Source organism: Gilliamella sp. W8123 (genome assembly GCF_016101085.1).
Taxonomy (GTDB): domain Bacteria; phylum Pseudomonadota; class Gammaproteobacteria; order Enterobacterales; family Orbaceae; genus Gilliamella; species Gilliamella apis.
In genome coordinates this window covers 1-18881 of the sequence record NZ_JACFRE010000005.1, presented here as the reverse complement: position 1 = coordinate 18881, position 18881 = coordinate 1, and the positions used below count along the sequence as shown (strand labels likewise).

Genomic DNA, 18881 nt, shown 5'->3' with positions numbered 1-18881 from the left:
TTTTTTAGATCAATTTTACCTTTACTGAATGATCATTAATCGTCGTTCAGCATTTAATTCCGGAATAGTCAGTTTAATATTTTGTTTAAGAGTAAACCCTTCAGGGATCGCATCAAGATCGCTACCTTTTAATGCGTAAAATGATCCTTGCTGGTTAGGAAGATGTTTACACCAAGTTAGCATATCTTGCAAAGAAGCAAATGCTCGGCTGATGATTCCATCAAATTTTTTCTCATTATATTCTTCTATACGGCTTTGAATTGGTTGAATATTCTTTAATTTTAATTCAAATTGAACTTGCTTTAAAAAGCGGATCCTTTTACCTAAACTATCCACCAGATCAAATTGCTTATCAGGATTAATGATGGCTAAAGGGATCCCAGGTAATCCAGGACCCGTTCCCACATCAATAAAAGTATTACCAACCAAATAAGGTGAAACAACTAAACTATCCATAATATGTTTAATTAACATTTCACTAGGATCGCGCACTGCGGTTAAATTGTAAGCTTTATTCCATTTATTAAGCATTTCAACATAATCGATCAACAGATCAATTTGCTGTGAAGTGATCGAAAGATCCGTTTGATCAATAAGATTAATGAGTTTCTTTTTTAACATAGTTTTTCTTTTTTAAATAAACTAATAACATTGAAATTGCCGCTGGCGTAATGCCAGAAATACGTGAAGCTTGGCCAATTGAAACAGGTTTATGCTGTTTTAATTTAGCAACGACTTCATTAGATAACCCTGATATTTCAGCATAATCAATGTGCTCAGGTATAAGGGTTTCTTCATTTCGTTTTTGTCTTTCAATTTCTTCAATCTGTAATTTTATATAACCATCATATTTTACTTGTATCTCAACTTGTTCAGCGGCTTGAGTATCAGTTAAACCTGGTGCAAAAAGCGATAATGATTGTAGTGTTTTGTAGCTCATTTCAGGACGTTTAAGTAACTCTTCACCATTAGCTTCTTTGGTTAAATTAGCACTTAGTACCGCGTTAACTTCATCGATTGTTTCAATGTGAGGGTGAACCCAAATATCACGAAGGCGGGCTCTTTCTTGTTCTATAGCTTCAAATTTTTCATTAAATCGTTGCCAACGATAATCATCAACCATGCCAAGTTGTCGGCCTATTTCGGTTAAACGAATATCGGCATTATCTTCACGTAACATTAAGCGATATTCAGCACGAGAAGTAAACATACGGTAAGGTTCATTAGTGCCTAAAGTACAAAGATCATCAACTAGCACCCCTAAATAAGCTTGATCCCGAGTAGGGAACCATTGATCTTGATCATATACAAATCTTGCCGCATTTAAACCTGCTAACATACCTTGAGCAGCAGCCTCTTCATAACCGGTAGTGCCATTTATTTGACCAGCTAAAAATAAACCTTTGATCACTTTGCTTTCTAAAGTTGGTTTAAGATCACGCGGATCAAAATAATCATACTCAATAGCATAACCAGGTCTTACTATATTGGCATTTTCTAGTCCTTTCATACTACGAACAAACGCTAATTGGGTATCAAAAGGCAAACTGGTTGAGATCCCATTTGGATAAATCTCATTACTATCTAACCCTTCTGGTTCTAAATAGATCTGATGAGAATTACGATCAGCAAAACGCATTATTTTATCTTCAATAGATGGACAATATCGAGGGCCAACACCTTCAATCACACCTGTGTACATAGGACTACGATCTAAGCTATTACGAATGATCTCATGGGTTGTTTCATTAGTACTGGTTATATAACAAGGGATCTGTCTAGGATGCTGTTTAGCATCGCCTAAAAATGAAAAAACAGGCACTGGATCATCACCATATTGAGTACCTAATTTAGAAAAGTCTATTGTTCTGGCATCAATACGTGGTGGTGTTCCTGTCTTTAATCGTCCCATTCTAAATGGATATTGATGTAAAGATTTAGACAAACCGATCGAAGCAGGATCGCCAGTTCTACCACCACTATAATTATCTAAACCTATATGGATCTTACCATCTAAGAAGGTACCTGTTGTAAGTACTACAGCTTTTGCTTTAAAAGAGACGCCCATTTGGGTAACTACACCAGTGATCTGATCGTTTTCGATGATCACATCTTCAACGGATTGTTGAAATAACATTAGATTTTCTTGGTTTTCCAGTGTAGTTCTTATTACTTTACGATATAAAGATCGATCCGCTTGAGCACGTGTTGCTCTTACTGCTGGTCCCTTACTGCTATTTAAGATCCGAAACTGGATCCCTGCACGATCTATAGCTTGAGCCATTAATCCGCCCATAGCATCAATTTCTTTTACTAAGTGCCCTTTACCAATACCACCGATTGCTGGATTGCAGGACATTTGTCCTAATGTATTGATATTATGCGTTAAAAGTAATGTTTTTCGGCCCATTCTTGCTGATGCCATTGCAGCTTCAGTTCCGGCATGGCCTCCACCAACGACGATGACATCAAAAAGATCTGGATAAAACATATAAAGCCTCGTTTTTTATATTACTGATAGATGATCACTATTTTTGATCAGGTGATTTGGTTTTATTTAGCGTTACGAATTTTACTCATCTTTTTTATTACGTCAAATGATCTATTTTGATCGCGATCTAAATTAAATAAGATCTTTTATATGATCTTTTTATTTTTACTATTATTAAGTTAGATCGTTTTTGTTGATAACTAATTTTTGTGCTTATTTTATATGATCTTATTGATCAGTTAATTCTGTTAATTGATCGGATCTTTTTTTAATTAAACTTGTTTATAACTATCTTATTTATCCACAATCTTGATTTAAATTAAGGTTATTAATGCGATTATAACAGCTTATGATCGTTGTTTATCACAGAGTTATCCACAAAAAATAAGTTTGATTGCTTAAATTTTTATCTTTTATTGTTTATAAATTAGCCTTTCCAATTTAAGTTAATTAGAGGATTCTAGTTAAAAACAATTTATAATAGCAGAAGTTGTATAGATAAATATGTTGTTATGAGTATTAAACAGTTCTACAAAATTCAAAATAAGATAGTCAGTCGTACTTGGCGCCATAAACCAACTTATCCTGTTCTACCGAGTTGGGAGACTGAATTTGTTTACATTAAAGGAATAATTGAGCGTATAGATTTAGAAGAAGAGTATAATTATTTTGAATTCGTACCTAAAAGCGAACTTAAAAATAGGATAATTAATACTTATATTGATGATTTATCTCCTGAGTATAATTTTGAGGAATTAAAAAAAGACTTCTTAGCAAAAGAAGTTAATCCTTCTATTGATACAGCATCTCTTGAGTTTGATTTTAAGGAATTTAAAAAAAGTTTATTAGCAAAAGATCCTTCTATTAATGCTGCATCTCTTGAATTTGATTTTGAGAAATTTAAAAAAAGCTTTTTAGCAGAAAAAGTTAATCCTTTTTTAATTAAGGCTAATTTTGTTAATGTTCAAATTGATGGTGTTATTTATCGAGGTTGGATAGGTGATTGCCCTTTTCAAGCGGGTGAAGAAGTTGCTGTTATAGCGCAGTGGCAAGAAGATCATTATGAACTTTATGCTTTAGCTAAACCTGACGAAAGGATTATTAGTATATGTCCTAATTGCAGTAAAGGACGAATAGCTTATTTAATACATCAAGCTAAATCGACATTATTTCTGATCCTTTCTTTTATGATTTTTTTTAATGTTTTTTATATTTTAGTTTGGGGTAGTCTCTATCAATTACTTCATTTAACAGCTGAATATATATCTTTTATGAAACCTATATTTTTTGGTAGTAGTATTTTTTGTAGTATTGGTATGATTATTGAATCTATACCTAATGTTAATAAAAAAGCAAAAATAGCCGAGAAAATTTTTAAAACTTTAAATCTGCCGAAAATAGCTAGAATAGATTTAAGACGTTTTACTAATAAAAAAGTAGCTAAATTAAAACAAAAAAAGCAGCATAATAGTGTGAAACCTTCTAAAAGGTTCTTTCCTAGAAAAGATGAAAATAATTTATTTTATTATTAATTAATAATAATAAGTTAAAGTTTATAGCTATATAGCATTTTAGCTATGTTATTATTTGGTTTTTTGTAAATTAACTAGTTTTTATATATCGACTTTTAATAGCTGCTTTTGCTAACTTGTTTTGTTCTCTATAAAAGTGATTGATTTTTGTGAAAGCAAATTTATACTTAGTACGATTGTATTTTTATTGTGAGGTTATTTTATTACTCTTTCACAGTTGCCTTTACCTTTTATATTACCTAATAACGAAACATTTGATAGTTTCTACGTAGGTGATAATCAGCTATTGTTTGATTCTTTGCAAACCTTACTTGATAGGGAAGGTTTTAATGTCTTTTATATATGGTCAGCAAGCGCAGCTGGTCGTACGCATCTATTACATGCTTCAAGCCAAAATAAATTAGCTAGTTATATTCCATTAAAGCAACATGTGTTATTGGTTCCTGAAATTTTACAAGGTTTAGATAATTATGATTTGGTTTGTTTAGATGATATTGATGCTATAGCTGGCCATCGTGACTGGGAAGAAGCTATATTTGATTTATTTAACCGTCTAACTGAAAAAAATGTTAGTAAACTTTTAATTACCGCTTGTGCTCCACCTAAACAAATTCCTTTTATCCTGCCTGATTTAGCTTCAAGATTAACTTGGGGACAAGTCTATCAGCTAAAAGAGTTAAATGATGAAGATAAACTAAAAGCTTTGCAACTTAGAGCACAATTAAGTGGTTTTGAGTTATCAACTGAAGTTGGCTTGTTTTTATTAAAACGGGTTAATCGCGATATGCGAACATTGTTTTCCTTAATGGAAAAATTTGAAGTTGCAACATTAGCTCAACAACGCAAATTAACCATTCCTTTTATTAAAAATATTTTGGATTTATAAAAATGACTAAAAAACCTGAAGCTATCGTTTTTTTTGATTTAGATGGTACTTTATTTGATAGTAATATAGAAGTGTTGCCAAGTTCTTATACAGTAATTGAAAAATTAAAACAAAATAATATTATACCAATGATAGCAACAGGCCGAACACCTATGGAAGCTGCTAAATTGATGAAAGATACAGGTATAAATTCGATTATAGCAATGAATGGCCAAGTTGTTATTTATGAAAAAGAAGTCATATTTACTAATAATATTGATAAAAATGTTATTACTAGATTGTATGAATTTTCACGAGAAAAGATGAATATTCCTTTGTCTTTTTATAATTATAATAAAATGCGCGTCAGTGAAATTAATCAAGCTACTGAACAGTTTTATCGTTCTTTAAAACTACAAATTCCTCCTGTTGATGATCAAATTTATTTAAAAGAACCTCTTCAGATGTTGTTATTACTTTGTGAACAAGGTGAATCAGCTTATCGAGAAGTCTTTCCTGAATTAACTTTTATTCGTAATACTCATTATTGTGTTGATGTTTTTAACCATGGCGGATCGAAAGGTAATGGCATTAATGAATTAATAAAAACTAAAGGTTTTGATAATGTGCCTACCTATGCATTTGGTGATGGCATGAATGATTTAGAAATGTTCTTAACCGTTGATCATCCAATCGCTATGGCTAATGCAGTTGATGATTTGAAAGATAAAGCAGAGTATATAACCGATAATAATGATAACGATGGTATTGCTAAAGCACTGCAAAAAATTGGTTTAATTTAGATTTATATATAAAAATAAGTAGATAAAAAAAGGTCATTGATAAATAACCCCTAAACATATAGATTGGCTTGCTCCAGTGACCTCTGGAATATTGGAAGGAAGATTATTTATTCTACAATAAGCAAGCCAAGCAAAAGCGATTGCTTCCATATCATCACTGTTCACCCCTTTAACATCAGTCGTTAAAACTTGCCATTTGGGTAATAATATTGATAAGCGTTCCATAATGAGTGGGTTTTTTGCGCCACCTCCACAGACTAACAATTGACATGGTAAATGCATTTTTATTGATAATTTATTAATCTCTTGGGCAATTGTGGTAGCAGTAAATTCTACCAATGTCGCTTGAATATCTTGGCTATTTAAAGCAAAGTCAGTTAATTTTTGCATCAACCAAGCTAAATTAAATAATTCTCTGCCAGTACTTTTTGGAGCGGGTAATTGGAAATAATCTTCATTACATAATGCTCTTAATAAGTTTTGATTTACTTTACCTGATTTTGCCCATAAACCATCTTTGTCATAGCTTGTTCCGAGGCTTTTATTTATCCAACCATCAAGCAATACATTACCTGGGCCGGTATCGTAGCCAATTACTGGTTGGTCTGGTATTAACACAGAAATATTACTGATACCGCCAATATTTAACACTACACAGTTAATTGCCGAGTTTAAAAATATTGCTTTATGAAAAGCAGGAACTAATGGCGCACCTTGACCACCATAAGCCATATCTTTACGACGAAAATCGGCAATAGTGGTAATGCCTGTTTGGGCGGCGATGATATTGGCATCACCTATTTGCATGGTAAATGGATTAGCACCATTCGGCGAATGATAAATAGTCTGTCCATGACAGCCAATTGCTTTAACTTGTTTGTTATCAATATTATTTTGTTTTATAAATTGATTAATACTTTTAGCGTAAAGTATGCCGAGTTGATGATCGAGTTCGCCTAAATCTTGTAATGTTGTTTGTTTGCTATTACAAAGCGTTAATAATCGAGTTTTAATTTCGTTTGGCATTGGATAACAATCACTAGCAATAGCAGTAATTTTTCCATTGCTGATATCAACTAATGCAATATCTACTCCATCCATACTGGTACCCGACATTACACCAATATATAAATTTTGCATAATATTACCCCTGCCGAATGATAGTGCCAGTTAGCACATCGCGAATGATTGATGGTTGTGAACGATTGCCTGTTTGACCAGCTAAAATGGGAAAATTATTACCGAATTGGTTCGCCACTTCAAACGCTGTTTTACAAGCTGGATGGCCAGAAAGATTGGCACTGGTTGAAACTAATGGCTTAGCAAATAAATCACACAATTTACAAACTAAAGGATGATCGGTAACTCGAACAGCAATGGACTGATATTTTCCACTTAAAAAATCAGGGGTATTAGTATTCTTGGGAAAAATCCAGGTATTTGGTCCCGGCCAACTGTTAAACACCATTTGTATCTGTTCTTTCGTTACTGCCGATTGATCAATATAAGGGATCAGTTGTTGATAATGACTGGCAATTAAAATCAATCCTTTATCAACCGAACGTTGTTTTAGATTTAACAGTTTATACACTGCTGATTCACTGTCAGGATCACAACCTAAACCAAAAACGGCTTCAGTTGGATAAGCAACAACTTCACCTTTTTGTAATAGTCGATTAATTTCTTGTAGAGTTAATAAGTTTGCCATCAAATTTGTATGTTTACCCAATATCATTAAAATTTATATTAAACTCAGGTAAGACTATTTGCAAATTGGCAACAATAGAATTAATAATGTTATTACAATGAATATCGCTTATTTGCTGTGATAGATAAATTAGCTTTTATCGAAAATAGCAAAATTATTCCCAATTCATTTGCGGAAAATAGTTAACTGTTAAATCAATAACCTGTTGCAGGTTGATAATTTTAACTCTTGAATCAATTAGGTCGCCTAAGCCTCGAGCATTAATGTCGTTATCAAGTACATAACAATGATGGGTGTTTTGCAAAATAGTATTTAATGTAGGGTTATCTTGACAACACATAATTACACCATTTTGCCAAAATAGTACGGCATCTTGCGCTGAAATTAACGTTGGATCGATTGTTGATTGGTTCGCTGTTGCAATGGTATGTAACATTTTTCCTCTTTTAGCGTCAAATTTACCCTTAAAAAACCCCGTTCCTCAAAATTTTTTCGGTAAAAATTCAACTTAATCTTAGTTGGTACATCTTTAATGGTTATTAGTATATAATAAGGGCTATTTATTGAGCAAAGAATTCGTTATGAAACCCATTATTTTAGCCAATGAACAATTAGCTAACGAACAAGAGACAATATTGTTTGGTAAACAGTTGGCAGAAAAGTGTTTAAATTATTTATCTAATCATGATAGTGCAATTGTCATTTATCTAATTGGTGATCTCGGTGCTGGTAAAACAACTTTTAGTCGTGGTTTTTTGCAACAATTAGGTCATCAAGGTAATGTTAAAAGTCCAACTTATACATTAGTTGAACCTTATCAATTTGATACATTTTCCGTTTATCATTTTGATTTATATCGCCTTGGTGATCCAGAAGAGTTAGAATTTATGGGAATTCGTGAATATTTTTCCTCAAGATCTATTTGTTTGATTGAATGGCCTATGCAGGCAAGAGGTATGTTACCTGCTGCTGATATTGAAATTCATTTGGCCTATTCAGCACTTGAACGTACGGTTAGTGTGCAAGCTAATAGTGAAAAAGGTAAAGCTATTATCAATCCATTACAATAAAAATTAGCGAAAAAACAATGAAGAAAATATTAACTTTTTTTATATTATTACTACTATGTAGTTCAGCTTATGCGGCAAAAGTTGTTATTGCCGTCGATGCTGGACATGGTGGTAAGGATTCTGGTGCTGTTGGTAAAAATAATTTATATGAAAAAAATGTAACGTTATCAATAGCTAAAAAATTAATTAATTTATTAAATAAAGATCCTAATTTTAAAGGGGTTTTAACCCGTAATACGGATAATTTTATTTCAGTTCCTCAGCGTTCTGATATTGCGCGTAAAAATAAAGCGAACTTGTTAATTTCTATCCATGCTGATGCCGCACCAAATCGTAATGCTTCTGGTGCATCAATTTGGGTATTATCTACTAAACGCGCTGATACTGAATTGGGGCGTTGGCTGGAACAGGATGAAAAACAGTCACAGTTATTAGGTGGCGCTGGTGATGCATTAAGTGATGATCACGACCAAAATTTAAGCCAAGCAGTACTCGATTTACAATTCTCTTATTCGCAGCGTGTTGGTTATGAACTTGCTAGTCAGGTTTTAAAAGAGATGAAAGGGGTTATTAAATTGCATAAAGGTGTACCTGAACATGCTAGTTTAGGCGTATTACGTTCACCTGATATCCCTTCAATATTGATTGAGGTTGGATTTATTACTAATCAAGCTGAAGAAAGTTTGTTGGCTAGTAATGCTCATCAAGACAAGATCGCTAAACAGATTTATCAAGGCATAAAAAATTATGTCAAAAAAAATCCTAATTTTGGAGAACAGCATTAATGGCAATTCAAATTCTATCACCTCAACTAGCTAATCAAATTGCTGCTGGTGAAGTGGTAGAACGGCCTGTATCGGTAATTAAAGAGTTAGTCGAAAACAGCCTTGATGCAGGTAGTACGCAAATTGATATCGATATTGAACAAGGCGGTAGTAAATTAATTCGCATCCGTGATAATGGTGGTGGTATTGCTAAAAGCGAATTAGCATTAGCTTTAGCACGCCATGCGACTAGTAAAATTAGCTCGTTGGATGATTTAGATAGCATAATGAGCTTAGGCTTTCGTGGTGAAGCATTGGCTAGTATTAGTTCTGTTGCTCGATTAACTTTAACGTCACGTACCGCCGATCAATCTGAGGCATGGCAAGTTTATGCTGAAGGTCGAGATATGAAACCAACCATTAAACCTGCGGCACATCCTGTTGGCACTTCGGTTGAAGTTCTCGACTTATTTTATAACACCCCAGCTCGGCGTCGTTTTCTAAAAACTGAAAAAACTGAGTTTATGCATATTGAAGAATTTGTTAGGCGTATAGCTCTGGCTCAACCTGATGTTACTTTCAATCTGCAACATAATGGAAAATTAATTAAACAGTATCGAGCATCTGCACTTGAAAAACGCGTTGAATTGGTTTGTGGACGTACATTTGTGCAAAAAGCAGTAAAATTAGATTGGCAACATGATGATTTGTTAATTCAAGGATGGGTAGCAAGTAATGAAATCAGCGATCTACAATATTTTTACGTTAATGGTCGAGTAATAAAAGATAAATTAATTAATCATGCGCTGCGCCAAGCTTATATTAGCCGAACCAATGAGCAACAAAGTTATGTGGTTTTTCTACAAATCGATCCCAAACAGGTTGATGTTAATGTTCATCCAGCTAAACACGAAGTACGTTTTCATGAAGCAAGATTAGTGCATGATTTTGTTTATCAAGCTATTGTTATGGCTCTTGAATCAAGCCAACAGCTTACCGATGATGAAAAAGTGATAATAACCCCAAATCGACAAGCTGCTGGTGAAAATATTTTTAATCAAAAAATAACCACGGAGCCTAAAAGCTATTCTACGACTAACATATTACCCAAAAAACCGATTAATCATGTTAAAGAAAATGCAATTTATGGTCAATTAATTGATACTAAAGCAAGCTTTGAAATTGAAAAAACGCAATCTAATCAGTTGCCGTTAGCCGATGATAATGATTCAATAACTGCACCACAACAAGCGGTTATTGAGGGGTTATTTCCTAAACGAAATGTACCATTACAATCACTGCAACAGCAGCTTGATAGTTCTTCATTAGTACAGTTTGGTCGAGTATTAACCGTTATTCAACCTGATATAGCTTTACTAGAAAAATTGCAAGATAGTCAGCAAACATTTATGCTTATGAAGTTAAATATTGCTGAGCAAAAAGTAAAAGCAATAAAATTATTATCTCAAGCGTCAGAAAAATTACTGATTCCACTAACAATTTTAGTCAATCAAAAAGAACAACAGGTATTAAGTGATTATCGACCGCATTTAAATTTTTTAGGATTTGATTTTTATATTGATAAAGCCAAATTTCATTTGCATAATGTGCCGAAAATGTTACGAACCACTAATTGGCAACAATTATTACCAAGTTTAATTGATTTTCTTTTATCTGATCAATCGTCTGTTATCGATCCTACGCAAATTGCAATGTGGTTGGCAGAAAATAGTAGTGATAATTATGTGGAGAGTTGGAGTGTAACAAAAGCTATCCAGCTATTAGCACAACTAGAACAGATAGATATTAATTTATTAAAAAAAGATACGTTTTTGTATCCGATTGATCTTCAATCTTTATCACAATCAATTTTATCATGAATAAAGCAAAAATTATTTCATTAATGGGGCCCACTGCATCCGGTAAGACGGCTTTTGCCATGGAACTTTATGACAAATATCCGATTGATATTATTAGTGTTGATTCGGCGCTTATTTATCGTGGTATGGATATTGGTAGTGCCAAACCAACTAAACAAGAACAGCAAAAATATCCTCACAAATTGATTGATATCTGCGATCCAGCTGAAAGTTACTCGGCAGCTAATTTTCGGCATGATGCGATTGAAGAAATTGAAAAATCGTTAAGTAATGGTCGAACGCCATTACTGGTTGGTGGAACAATGCTGTATTTTAAAGCTTTAATTGAAGGACTTTCACCTCTTCCTGCTGCGGATAGTGATATACGGCAGCAAATTGAAGAAAAAGCCAATAAATTAGGTTGGCAAGCGATTCATGAGGAGTTAAAAAAGGTTGATCCAGTGTCAGCTCAGCGAATTCATCCAAATGATCCGCAACGGCTTAATCGTGCATTAGAGGTTTATCTCATTTCTGGTAAAAGTTTAACTGAGCTTACCCAAGAAAGTGGTGAAGCATTACCTTATGACATTATGCAGCTAGCTATTATGCCGGAAGATCGAGCTGAGTTACATCAACGTATTGAGCAACGTTTTTTACAGATGTTAGATCAAGGTTTTGAAGAAGAAGTAAAAACACTTATGCAGCGTTCTGATCTGCATACCAATTTACCTTCTATCCGTTGTGTAGGCTATCGTCAAATGTGGGAATATCTCAATGGCGATAGTAGTTATGATGAGATGGTGTTCAAAGGTATTTGTGCTACTCGTCAATTAGCAAAACGGCAAATTACTTGGCTAAGAGGCTGGAAACAACCGATAACATGGTTAAATCAAGATAATAAAGATACTGTTTTTAAGCATATTTTTTAAATTATAAATTACAGCAATAGGTATTAGCGTTTTTTCTATTTGATTATAATAATAAACAGAAATTTTTCATTTAGAAAACCTTTCTAAATTTAGAATATCTATCATGTATGTTTTTTTGTATGAATTTCGTTAATTTTTTAAATTTTTAGTTATTTGTGCATAAATTGTAGTTGATTAGTTTAAGAGCTGGGTTTTTTATGTTATTTTGATAAATACTACATAAGTATGTTATGTTGCAATCGTATAAATCATCATTTCGATTGTATATTTATTTTATCTTTATATTTTTATTTCATCTTAAAGGATAAACTCATGTCAAAAGGGCAGTCATTACAAGATCCTTATTTGAATTTGCTTCGTCGCGAGCATATTCCAGTATCAATTTATCTAGTTAACGGTATTAAATTACAAGGACAAATTGAATCATTTGATCAGTTTGTTATTTTATTAAAAAATACTGTTAGTCAAATGGTATATAAACACGCAATCTCTACTGTTGTTCCTTCAAGACCAATTTCTGGTTTAGTATCTCAGCCTGAAGAGGAAAGCGAAAGCTAATTATTTGAGTGGAGAATGTGATTGTTTGAGCGATATAAAGGTGGCGAGTCTGCTTTATTAGTCCATGTATTCTTCCCTCAAGAAAGCGATATCGAGGATTTAAAAGAGTTTGAAGTGTTAGTTTCTTCTGCTCAAATTGAAATTCTCGATATTGTGACAACCTCAAGAAAGTCCCCGCAAGCTAAATATTTTATTGGTGAAGGTAAAGCGTTAGAAATTGCCGATAAAGTAAAAGAACTGAATGCTTCAGTTATTCTGGTCAATCATACCTTAACCCCAACTCAAGAACGAAACTTAGAACAACTATGTGAATGTCGTGTAGTGGATAGAACAGGATTGATTCTGGATATTTTTGCTCAACGTGCTCGAACCCATGAAGGTAAGTTGCAAGTTGAATTAGCGCAATTACAATATCTGTCAACACGTTTAGTTCGAGGTTGGACTCACTTAGAACGTCAAAAAGGTGGTATAGGCTTACGAGGTCCTGGAGAAACTCAGCTAGAAACCGATAGACGATTAATTCGTCATCGTATTCAGTTAATCTTATCAAGACTTGCGAAAGTTGAAAAACAACGCAATCAAAATCGTCAATCTAGACAAAAAGCAGATTTATCAACGGTATCACTAGTTGGTTATACCAATGCTGGCAAATCGACACTATTTAATGCACTAACTAATGCTGATGTTTATGCTGCTGATCAATTATTTGCTACGCTGGATCCAACCTTAAGACGCATTATGGTTGATGATGTTGGCGAAGTTGTTTTAGCTGATACGGTTGGATTTATTCGTCATTTACCTCATGATCTGGTTGCTGCTTTTAAAGCGACTTTACTTGAAACACAAGAAGCATCACTGCTATTACATGTCGTAGATGCTGCTGATCCTAATTTATTAGATAACATTCAAGCTGTTGATGAAGTTTTACTTGAAATTGATGCCCATGATATTCCTACTTTGTTGGTAATGAATAAAATTGATTTAATCGAAGGTAAGCAACCAAGTATTGATCGTGATGAAAATGGCGTGCCAATTCGAGTTTGGATTTCAGCACAAAATAGTTTAGGATTAGATCTCTTATTTACTGCATTAAAAGAAAGGCTTGCCGGTAAGATTCAAGTTTGTCAATTAAACTTGCCTATCCATCTAGCAAAACTTAGAAGCCGTTTATATAAATTAAATGCGGTAGAACATGAAGTCATCAATGATGACGGTAGTTTTCAGCTAAATATAAGAATGCCTTTAATTGAATGGAATCGCCTCTGTAAACAAGAGCCAGATCTGTTATACTTAATCAATACGCAAAATAACAACTAATTGTTAAATGGAGCATATAAAATATGGCGTGGAATCAGCCCGGCAATAACGGACAAGATAACGACCCATGGGGAAATAATAAGAAACCTTCCAATTCAACTGGAGGGATATTTAACCAACTCAAAGATCTCTTTAAAAAAGGGAGTTCAGGTAATAATCGAGGACCTTCTGATATTAAGCTATCAATGAATAGTTCGAAAATTATTTTGGCAGTGATAGTTGTTCTTATCCTAATTTGGGCGGTAAGTGGTTTTTATACTATCAAACAAAATCAACGCGGGGTAATAACTCGTTTTGGACAAGTTCAATCAGAAATTATTCAACCAGGTTTGAATTGGAATCCATCATTTATTGATAAAGTTTATAAAGTCGATACGCAAGGTACTTATAACTTCAATGTGCATGGCGATATCATTACAACAAGTGAAAAAGGTGAGAACTTAGTTTTTGTTGAAATGAACGTACAATATCGTATTAGTGATCCTGTTAAATACTTATTTAATGTGACTAATGTTGAAGATAGTTTACGTCAAGCTGCTGATAGTGCGCTGAGGACTTCAGTAGGTAGTTCTAACATCGATGCCATCATTTCAGATGGTCGTTCTGATTTAGAAGATAGTACTAAAGATGAATTAAATAATGTTATTTCTCATTATGATATGGGGATTACTATTGTCGATCTTAACTTCCAAGTTGCTCGTCCTCCTGTAGAGGTACAAGATGCTTATGCTGATGCAATTAGAGCTCAAAATGATAGTGAACGTGAAATAAAACAAGCTAAAGCAGATAAAGTCCAATTAGTTCAGCAAGCTGAAGGTCGTTCGGCGACCATTCTAGCGGATGCAAATGCTTATAAAGTAAAAGTAGAATTAGAAGCAATTGGTGATGTTGCTCGGTTTGAAAAATTGTTACCGCAATATAAAGCTGCGCCCGAAATTACTAAAGATCGTTTATATATCGAAACGATGGAAAAAATATTAGCTAAAACGCAAAAAGTTATTGTTAATGATAAGAGTGGTAATTTATTAGTACTACCGTTAGAACAATTATTAAAAAATAAAAATGAGCAATCATCTGAATCAACTACAGCAAATTCAGATAGTGATTATAATATTAATCTGCCAAATCCTTTAGATGCAGAAAGTGCTCAACAAAATAGTGCTGAAGCCGAAAATCATAGCTCAACCACTAATAATAATTCTAATAATCGCACTAGACGGACTATGGGTCGATAAGGAGAAAAAAGAATATGCGAAAATTATTGATTCCTATAGTTTTAATTTTAATTGGCGTACTTTTTTCAAGTATCTATGTGATAGAAGAGGGTACTCGTGGTGTCGTTTTACGTTTTAATAAAATTATTGGTTTATCTGAACCTGGGTTACATTTTAAAATGCCATTAATCGATAGCGTTAAAACTATTGATGCCAAAATCCAAACTACCAATAGTTCAAATAATAATAATGAACAACGTTTTTTTAATGTACAAAAGAAAGAACTGATTGTGGACTATTTTGTGCAATGGAAAATTGTTGATTTTAACCGTTATTACGAAACTATTGCTGGTGGTAATGATGTTAATGACTTAATTTTAGCTCGCTTAAATGGTCGTTTACGTTCTGAGATTGGTAAACTAAATAATCGAGATATCATTAATGATTCTAATGCCGATACCAAATCAAGAAATTCATTAATGGCGCGAGTTAAAGATTCGTTAAATGGTTCATCACAAGAGGGTGAAGAAAATTTACCGATTGATAAATTAGTTACTGATGCGAAAAAAGATCCTGAAAACAGTAAAACTAGCTTGAGGGCTTTCGGTGTTGATGTAATTGACGTTCGAATTAAACAAATTAACTTCCCTGCTGAAGTCTCTGAATCGATTTATGCTAACATGAGAGCCGAACGTGAAGTTATTGCTCGTGACAAACGTTATGATGGTATCAAACAAGCTGAGGAAATAAGAGCCGAAGCTACATTTGAAAAAACTAAAATCATATCAGAAGCCGAACGTCAATCTCGTTCAATTCGCGGTGAAGGTGATGCCAATGCTGCTAAACTTTATGCTGACGCTTTTGGTAAAGATATTGAGTTTTTTAGCTTTATTCGTAGTTTAAAAGCTTATGAACAAAGCTTTACAGGTAATGATGTTATGGTCATTAGCCCTGATAGTGAATTTTTCCAATACATGAAATTAAAGTCTAACAAATAATACAATGAGTAAATAAACTATGAGTAATAATGTTGTTGTGCTAGGTACACAATGGGGTGATGAAGGCAAAGGTAAAGTTGTTGATTTACTCACAGAAAAAGCAAAATATGTAGTACGTTATCAAGGCGGACATAATGCTGGTCATACTTTAGTTATTAATGGTGTAAAAACAGTATTGCATTTAATACCATCTGGTATTTTGCATAATGATGTCATAAGTATTATTGCTAATGGTGTTGTACTTTGTCCTGAAGCACTTATGAAAGAGATGAAAGAGCTTGAAGATAACGGTATTCCAGTGAAAGAAAGGCTACTTATTTCAGAATCATGTCCTTTAATTTTGCCTTACCATATAGCATTAGACCAAGCCCGAGAAAAAGCTCGTGGTAATAAAGCAATTGGTACCACCGGTCGTGGTATTGGTCCAGCATATGAAGACAAAGTAGCCCGTCGTGGACTACGTGTTGGTGATTTGCGTGATCGTCAGGCATTTGCTGAAAAATTAAAAGAAGTTATGGAATATCATAATTTCCATTTAGTCAATTACTATCAATCAGAAGCTGTTGATTATCAGAAAGTACTTGATGAAACATTAGCGATTGCTGATATTTTGGTGGCAATGATTGCTGATATTCCTACATTACTTGAAAATGCGCGTAAAAATGGCGAAAGAATCATGTTTGAAGGTGCACAAGGCACTTTACTTGATATCGATCATGGTACCTATCCTTATGTGACTTCTTCAAATACTACTGCTGGTGGCGTGGCAACAGGATCTGGTTTTGGTCCTCGTTATGTTGGTTATGTATTAGGTATTGTTAAAGCTTATTCAACTCGTGTTGGTGCTGGTCCTTTCCCAACGGAATTATTTGATGAGGTTGGTGAATATCTCTGTAAGCAAGGTAATGAATTTGGCGCAACCACCGGTCGTCGTCGCCGTACTGGATGGCTTGATGCTGTTGCGGTACGCAAAGCGGTACAACTTAATTCAGTTTCTGGCTTTTGTTTAACTAAGCTTGATGTTTTAGATGGTCTTAAAGAGGTAAAAATTTGTGTCGGTTATCAATTACCTAATGGTGATGTGATTAAAAATGCACCGGCTGCCGCTGAAGATTGGAGTTTAGTTAAACCAGTATATGAGTCTATGCCAGGTTGGAGCGAATCAACTTTTGGTATAAAAAGTTATGACGCTTTACCACAAGCGGCTAAAGCTTATATCAAGCGAATTGAAGAATTAACTGAAACACCAATTGACATTATATCAACTGGACCGGATCGAAGTGAAACTATGATTTTACGTGATCCATATTTGGTGTAATTTAGCATACAGAAAATCGGGGTAACTATCCCGATTTTTATTTTAAGCTTATTAATAAAGTATAATGGTCTAAACCTATAAGAGGATATTATGGCGAAAATAGGGACACCGTTATCACCTAGTGCAACAAAAGTATTACTCTGTGGCGCAGGTGAATTAGCCAAAGAAGTTGTTATTGAATTACAACGTTTTGGCTGTGAAGTTATTGCTATTGATCGTTATGCCAATGCCCCCGCTATGCAAGTAGCCCATCGTTGTCATATTATTAATATGCTAGATGGTAATGAACTTAGAAAAGTTATCGAGGCTGAAAAACCTGACTATATTGTTCCTGAAATAGAAGCAATTGCTACTGACACCTTAGTAGAATTAGAAAAAGAAGGGTTTACTGTTATCCCTACCGCTAAAGCGACGCAATTAACCATGAATCGTGAAGGTATTCGTCGTCTGGCCGCAGAAGAACTTAACTTACCAACCTCACCATACCGTTTTGCATCAAATGAAGCTGAATATAAACTCGCAGTTAAGGAAATAGGTTTTCCTTGCTTAGTTAAACCGGTTATGAGTTCTTCTGGTAAAGGGCAATCTTTATTAAGAAGTGAAGCTGATATTGAATCTTCATGGAAATATGCTCAAGAAGGCGGTCGTGCCGGAAGTGGTAAAGTTATTATTGAAGGTTTTGTTGACTTCGATTATGAAATTACCTTATTAACCGTTAGACATATTAGTGGTGTTTCATATTGCCAGCCTATTGGTCATCGGCAAGAAAATGGTGATTATCGAGAATCATGGCAACCTCAGCCGATGTCGGTTAATGCATTGTCTTTAGCGAAAGATATTGCTACCAAAATAACCGAAGCTTTAGGTGGTTATGGATTATTTGGCGTTGAATTGTTTGTGAAAGGTGATCAAGTCTGGTTTAGTGAAGTATCTCCACGACCACATGATACCGGCATGGTAACATTAATATCGCAAAATCTTTCTGAGTTTGCATTACATGCTAGAGCGATTTTAGGATTACCAATACCTTTAATAGAACAATATGGTGCTAGTGCATCAGCAGTATTAATCGCAAATGGTGATTCTGACAAAGTTGCATTCTCTAATTTAGATAAAGTACTAAGTGAAGCAGACACTGATCTACGTTTATTTGGTAAACCTGAAGTAAAAGGTATAAGAAGAATGGGAGTTGCATTAGCTAAAGCGCCAACTGTAGAAAAAGCGGTTGAAAAGGCTGTTAATGCTATTAAACAGCTAAAAATAACCTTTTAAATGGCTTTATTGAGTAAAAAGCAATCACTTGAAGAAAAAAAAGCAAATTTTGTAAAATAGGGGTTGACGTAGACAGGTGAAATGAGTAACATACGCAACCCTTGAGACAGCAAACTGAAACAAGAAATTGTGAAGTAAATTAAAAGGCTGTCAGCTCTTTAAAAAGAAGAAACAGACAATCTG

General features: G+C 34.0%; 17 protein-coding genes and 1 pseudogene. 13 read left to right on the top strand and 5 right to left on the bottom strand.

Annotation, left to right across the window (positions count from 1 at the left end):
• Positions 1-21 precede the first annotated feature (21 nt).
• Entirely contained in the window at positions 22-621 is a 600-nt protein-coding gene (rsmG, locus tag H3T56_RS07055) for a 16S rRNA (guanine(527)-N(7))-methyltransferase RsmG (RefSeq protein ID WP_198192365.1), read from the bottom strand.
• Entirely contained in the window at positions 599-2491 is a 1893-nt protein-coding gene (gene mnmG, locus H3T56_RS07050; RefSeq protein WP_065579028.1) for a tRNA uridine-5-carboxymethylaminomethyl(34) synthesis enzyme MnmG, read from the bottom strand. Before mnmG ends, rsmG begins: the two co-directional genes overlap by 23 nt.
• 512 nt (positions 2492-3003) lie before the next feature.
• Here mnmG and H3T56_RS07045 point away from each other — a divergent pair.
• From H3T56_RS07045 to H3T56_RS07035, 3 genes are all read left to right on the top strand, one after another.
• Positions 3004-4023 (top strand): putative type VI secretion system effector, encoded by a 1020-nt coding sequence (locus H3T56_RS07045; protein WP_198192364.1) that lies wholly within the window; start codon positions 3004-3006, stop codon positions 4021-4023.
• Between the two features lie 202 nt (positions 4024-4225).
• Positions 4226-4909: a DnaA inactivator Hda gene (gene hda, locus H3T56_RS07040; protein WP_065579026.1), complete on the top strand. Its 684-nt coding sequence runs from the start codon at positions 4226-4228 to the stop codon at positions 4907-4909.
• Positions 4910-4911: 2 nt separating this feature from the next.
• Positions 4912-5691 (top strand): Cof-type HAD-IIB family hydrolase, encoded by a 780-nt coding sequence (locus H3T56_RS07035; protein WP_198192363.1) that lies wholly within the window; start codon positions 4912-4914, stop codon positions 5689-5691.
• 33 nt (positions 5692-5724) lie between these two features.
• On the opposite strand, the gene H3T56_RS07030 is transcribed toward H3T56_RS07035, so the two are convergent.
• From H3T56_RS07030 to tusB, 3 genes are all read right to left on the bottom strand, one after another.
• Positions 5725-6831, bottom strand: coding sequence for an anhydro-N-acetylmuramic acid kinase (locus tag H3T56_RS07030; RefSeq protein WP_198192362.1), 1107 nt, complete (start codon positions 6829-6831; stop codon positions 5725-5727).
• 4 nt (positions 6832-6835) lie between these two features.
• Complete coding sequence (locus H3T56_RS07025; RefSeq protein WP_198192361.1) at positions 6836-7399, bottom strand: Sua5/YciO/YrdC/YwlC family protein; 564 nt, start codon at positions 7397-7399, stop codon at positions 6836-6838.
• 154 nt (positions 7400-7553) lie between these two features.
• Positions 7554-7835 (bottom strand): sulfurtransferase complex subunit TusB, encoded by a 282-nt coding sequence (gene tusB / locus H3T56_RS07020; RefSeq protein WP_065579023.1) that lies wholly within the window; start codon positions 7833-7835, stop codon positions 7554-7556.
• 145 nt (positions 7836-7980) lie between these two features.
• Here tusB and tsaE point away from each other — a divergent pair, with 145 nt between their 5' ends.
• The 10 genes and pseudogenes from tsaE to purT all read left to right on the top strand — a co-directional run bounded on the left by tsaE (position 7981) and on the right by purT (position 18698).
• Complete coding sequence (tsaE, locus tag H3T56_RS07015) at positions 7981-8469, top strand: tRNA (adenosine(37)-N6)-threonylcarbamoyltransferase complex ATPase subunit type 1 TsaE (protein ID WP_086357569.1); 489 nt, start codon at positions 7981-7983, stop codon at positions 8467-8469.
• A 59-nt stretch (positions 8470-8528) separates the two neighbouring features.
• Positions 8529-9233: pseudogene (locus tag H3T56_RS07010) on the top strand (N-acetylmuramoyl-L-alanine amidase); the annotation flags it as partial.
• Positions 9234-9253: 20 nt separating this feature from the next.
• Positions 9254-11113 carry a DNA mismatch repair endonuclease MutL gene (gene mutL, locus H3T56_RS07005; protein ID WP_198192359.1) on the top strand — a complete coding sequence of 620 codons (1860 nt, stop codon included), beginning with the start codon at positions 9254-9256 and terminating at the stop codon, positions 11111-11113.
• Entirely contained in the window at positions 11110-12021 is a 912-nt protein-coding gene (gene miaA / locus H3T56_RS07000) for a tRNA (adenosine(37)-N6)-dimethylallyltransferase MiaA (RefSeq protein ID WP_198192358.1), read from the top strand. The genes mutL and miaA overlap by 4 nt, the downstream gene beginning before the upstream one ends.
• 312 nt (positions 12022-12333) lie before the next feature.
• On the top strand, positions 12334-12579 hold the full coding sequence (gene hfq, locus H3T56_RS06995; protein WP_065555596.1) for an RNA chaperone Hfq: 246 nt from the start codon (positions 12334-12336) through the stop codon (positions 12577-12579).
• 21 nt (positions 12580-12600) lie between these two features.
• On the top strand, positions 12601-13896 hold the full coding sequence (hflX, locus tag H3T56_RS06990) for a ribosome rescue GTPase HflX (protein WP_198192357.1): 1296 nt from the start codon (positions 12601-12603) through the stop codon (positions 13894-13896).
• A 23-nt stretch (positions 13897-13919) separates the two neighbouring features.
• Positions 13920-15131, top strand: a complete 1212-nt coding sequence (gene hflK / locus H3T56_RS06985) for an FtsH protease activity modulator HflK (RefSeq protein ID WP_198192356.1) — start codon at positions 13920-13922, stop codon at positions 15129-15131.
• Between the two features lie 14 nt (positions 15132-15145).
• A complete protein-coding gene (hflC, locus tag H3T56_RS06980; protein ID WP_065579016.1) occupies positions 15146-16108 on the top strand; it encodes a protease modulator HflC in 963 nt (320 codons plus the stop codon).
• A gap of 19 nt (positions 16109-16127) precedes the next feature.
• The gene (locus tag H3T56_RS06975; RefSeq protein WP_198192355.1) at positions 16128-17426 is read left to right on the top strand and encodes an adenylosuccinate synthase; all 1299 of its coding nucleotides are present in this window, start codon (positions 16128-16130) and stop codon (positions 17424-17426) included.
• Between the two features lie 90 nt (positions 17427-17516).
• The gene (gene purT, locus H3T56_RS06970; protein ID WP_198192354.1) at positions 17517-18698 is read left to right on the top strand and encodes a formate-dependent phosphoribosylglycinamide formyltransferase; all 1182 of its coding nucleotides are present in this window, start codon (positions 17517-17519) and stop codon (positions 18696-18698) included.
• Positions 18699-18881 lie beyond the last annotated feature (183 nt).

What these genes read in the sequence shown, in the direction of transcription:
- purT (WP_198192354.1), top strand. Translation starts at nt 17,517, where the DNA reads ATGGCGAAAATAGGGACACCGTTATCACCTAGTGCAACAAAAGTATTA.
- tsaE (WP_086357569.1), top strand. Translation starts at nt 7,981, where the DNA reads ATGAAACCCATTATTTTAGCCAATGAACAATTAGCTAACGAACAAGAG.
- mutL (WP_198192359.1), top strand. Translation starts at nt 9,254, where the DNA reads ATGGCAATTCAAATTCTATCACCTCAACTAGCTAATCAAATTGCTGCT.
- H3T56_RS07035 (WP_198192363.1), top strand. Translation starts at nt 4,912, where the DNA reads ATGACTAAAAAACCTGAAGCTATCGTTTTTTTTGATTTAGATGGTACT.
- rsmG (WP_198192365.1), bottom strand. Translation starts at nt 621, where the DNA reads ATGTTAAAAAAGAAACTCATTAATCTTATTGATCAAACGGATCTTTCG.
- miaA (WP_198192358.1), top strand. Translation starts at nt 11,110, where the DNA reads ATGAATAAAGCAAAAATTATTTCATTAATGGGGCCCACTGCATCCGGT.
- hflK (WP_198192356.1), top strand. Translation starts at nt 13,920, where the DNA reads ATGGCGTGGAATCAGCCCGGCAATAACGGACAAGATAACGACCCATGG.
- mnmG (WP_065579028.1), bottom strand. Translation starts at nt 2,491, where the DNA reads ATGTTTTATCCAGATCTTTTTGATGTCATCGTCGTTGGTGGAGGCCAT.
- tusB (WP_065579023.1), bottom strand. Translation starts at nt 7,835, where the DNA reads ATGTTACATACCATTGCAACAGCGAACCAATCAACAATCGATCCAACG.
- H3T56_RS06975 (WP_198192355.1), top strand. Translation starts at nt 16,128, where the DNA reads ATGAGTAATAATGTTGTTGTGCTAGGTACACAATGGGGTGATGAAGGC.
- H3T56_RS07025 (WP_198192361.1), bottom strand. Translation starts at nt 7,399, where the DNA reads ATGGCAAACTTATTAACTCTACAAGAAATTAATCGACTATTACAAAAA.
- hflC (WP_065579016.1), top strand. Translation starts at nt 15,146, where the DNA reads ATGCGAAAATTATTGATTCCTATAGTTTTAATTTTAATTGGCGTACTT.
- hfq (WP_065555596.1), top strand. Translation starts at nt 12,334, where the DNA reads ATGTCAAAAGGGCAGTCATTACAAGATCCTTATTTGAATTTGCTTCGT.
- H3T56_RS07045 (WP_198192364.1), top strand. Translation starts at nt 3,004, where the DNA reads ATGAGTATTAAACAGTTCTACAAAATTCAAAATAAGATAGTCAGTCGT.
- H3T56_RS07030 (WP_198192362.1), bottom strand. Translation starts at nt 6,831, where the DNA reads ATGCAAAATTTATATATTGGTGTAATGTCGGGTACCAGTATGGATGGA.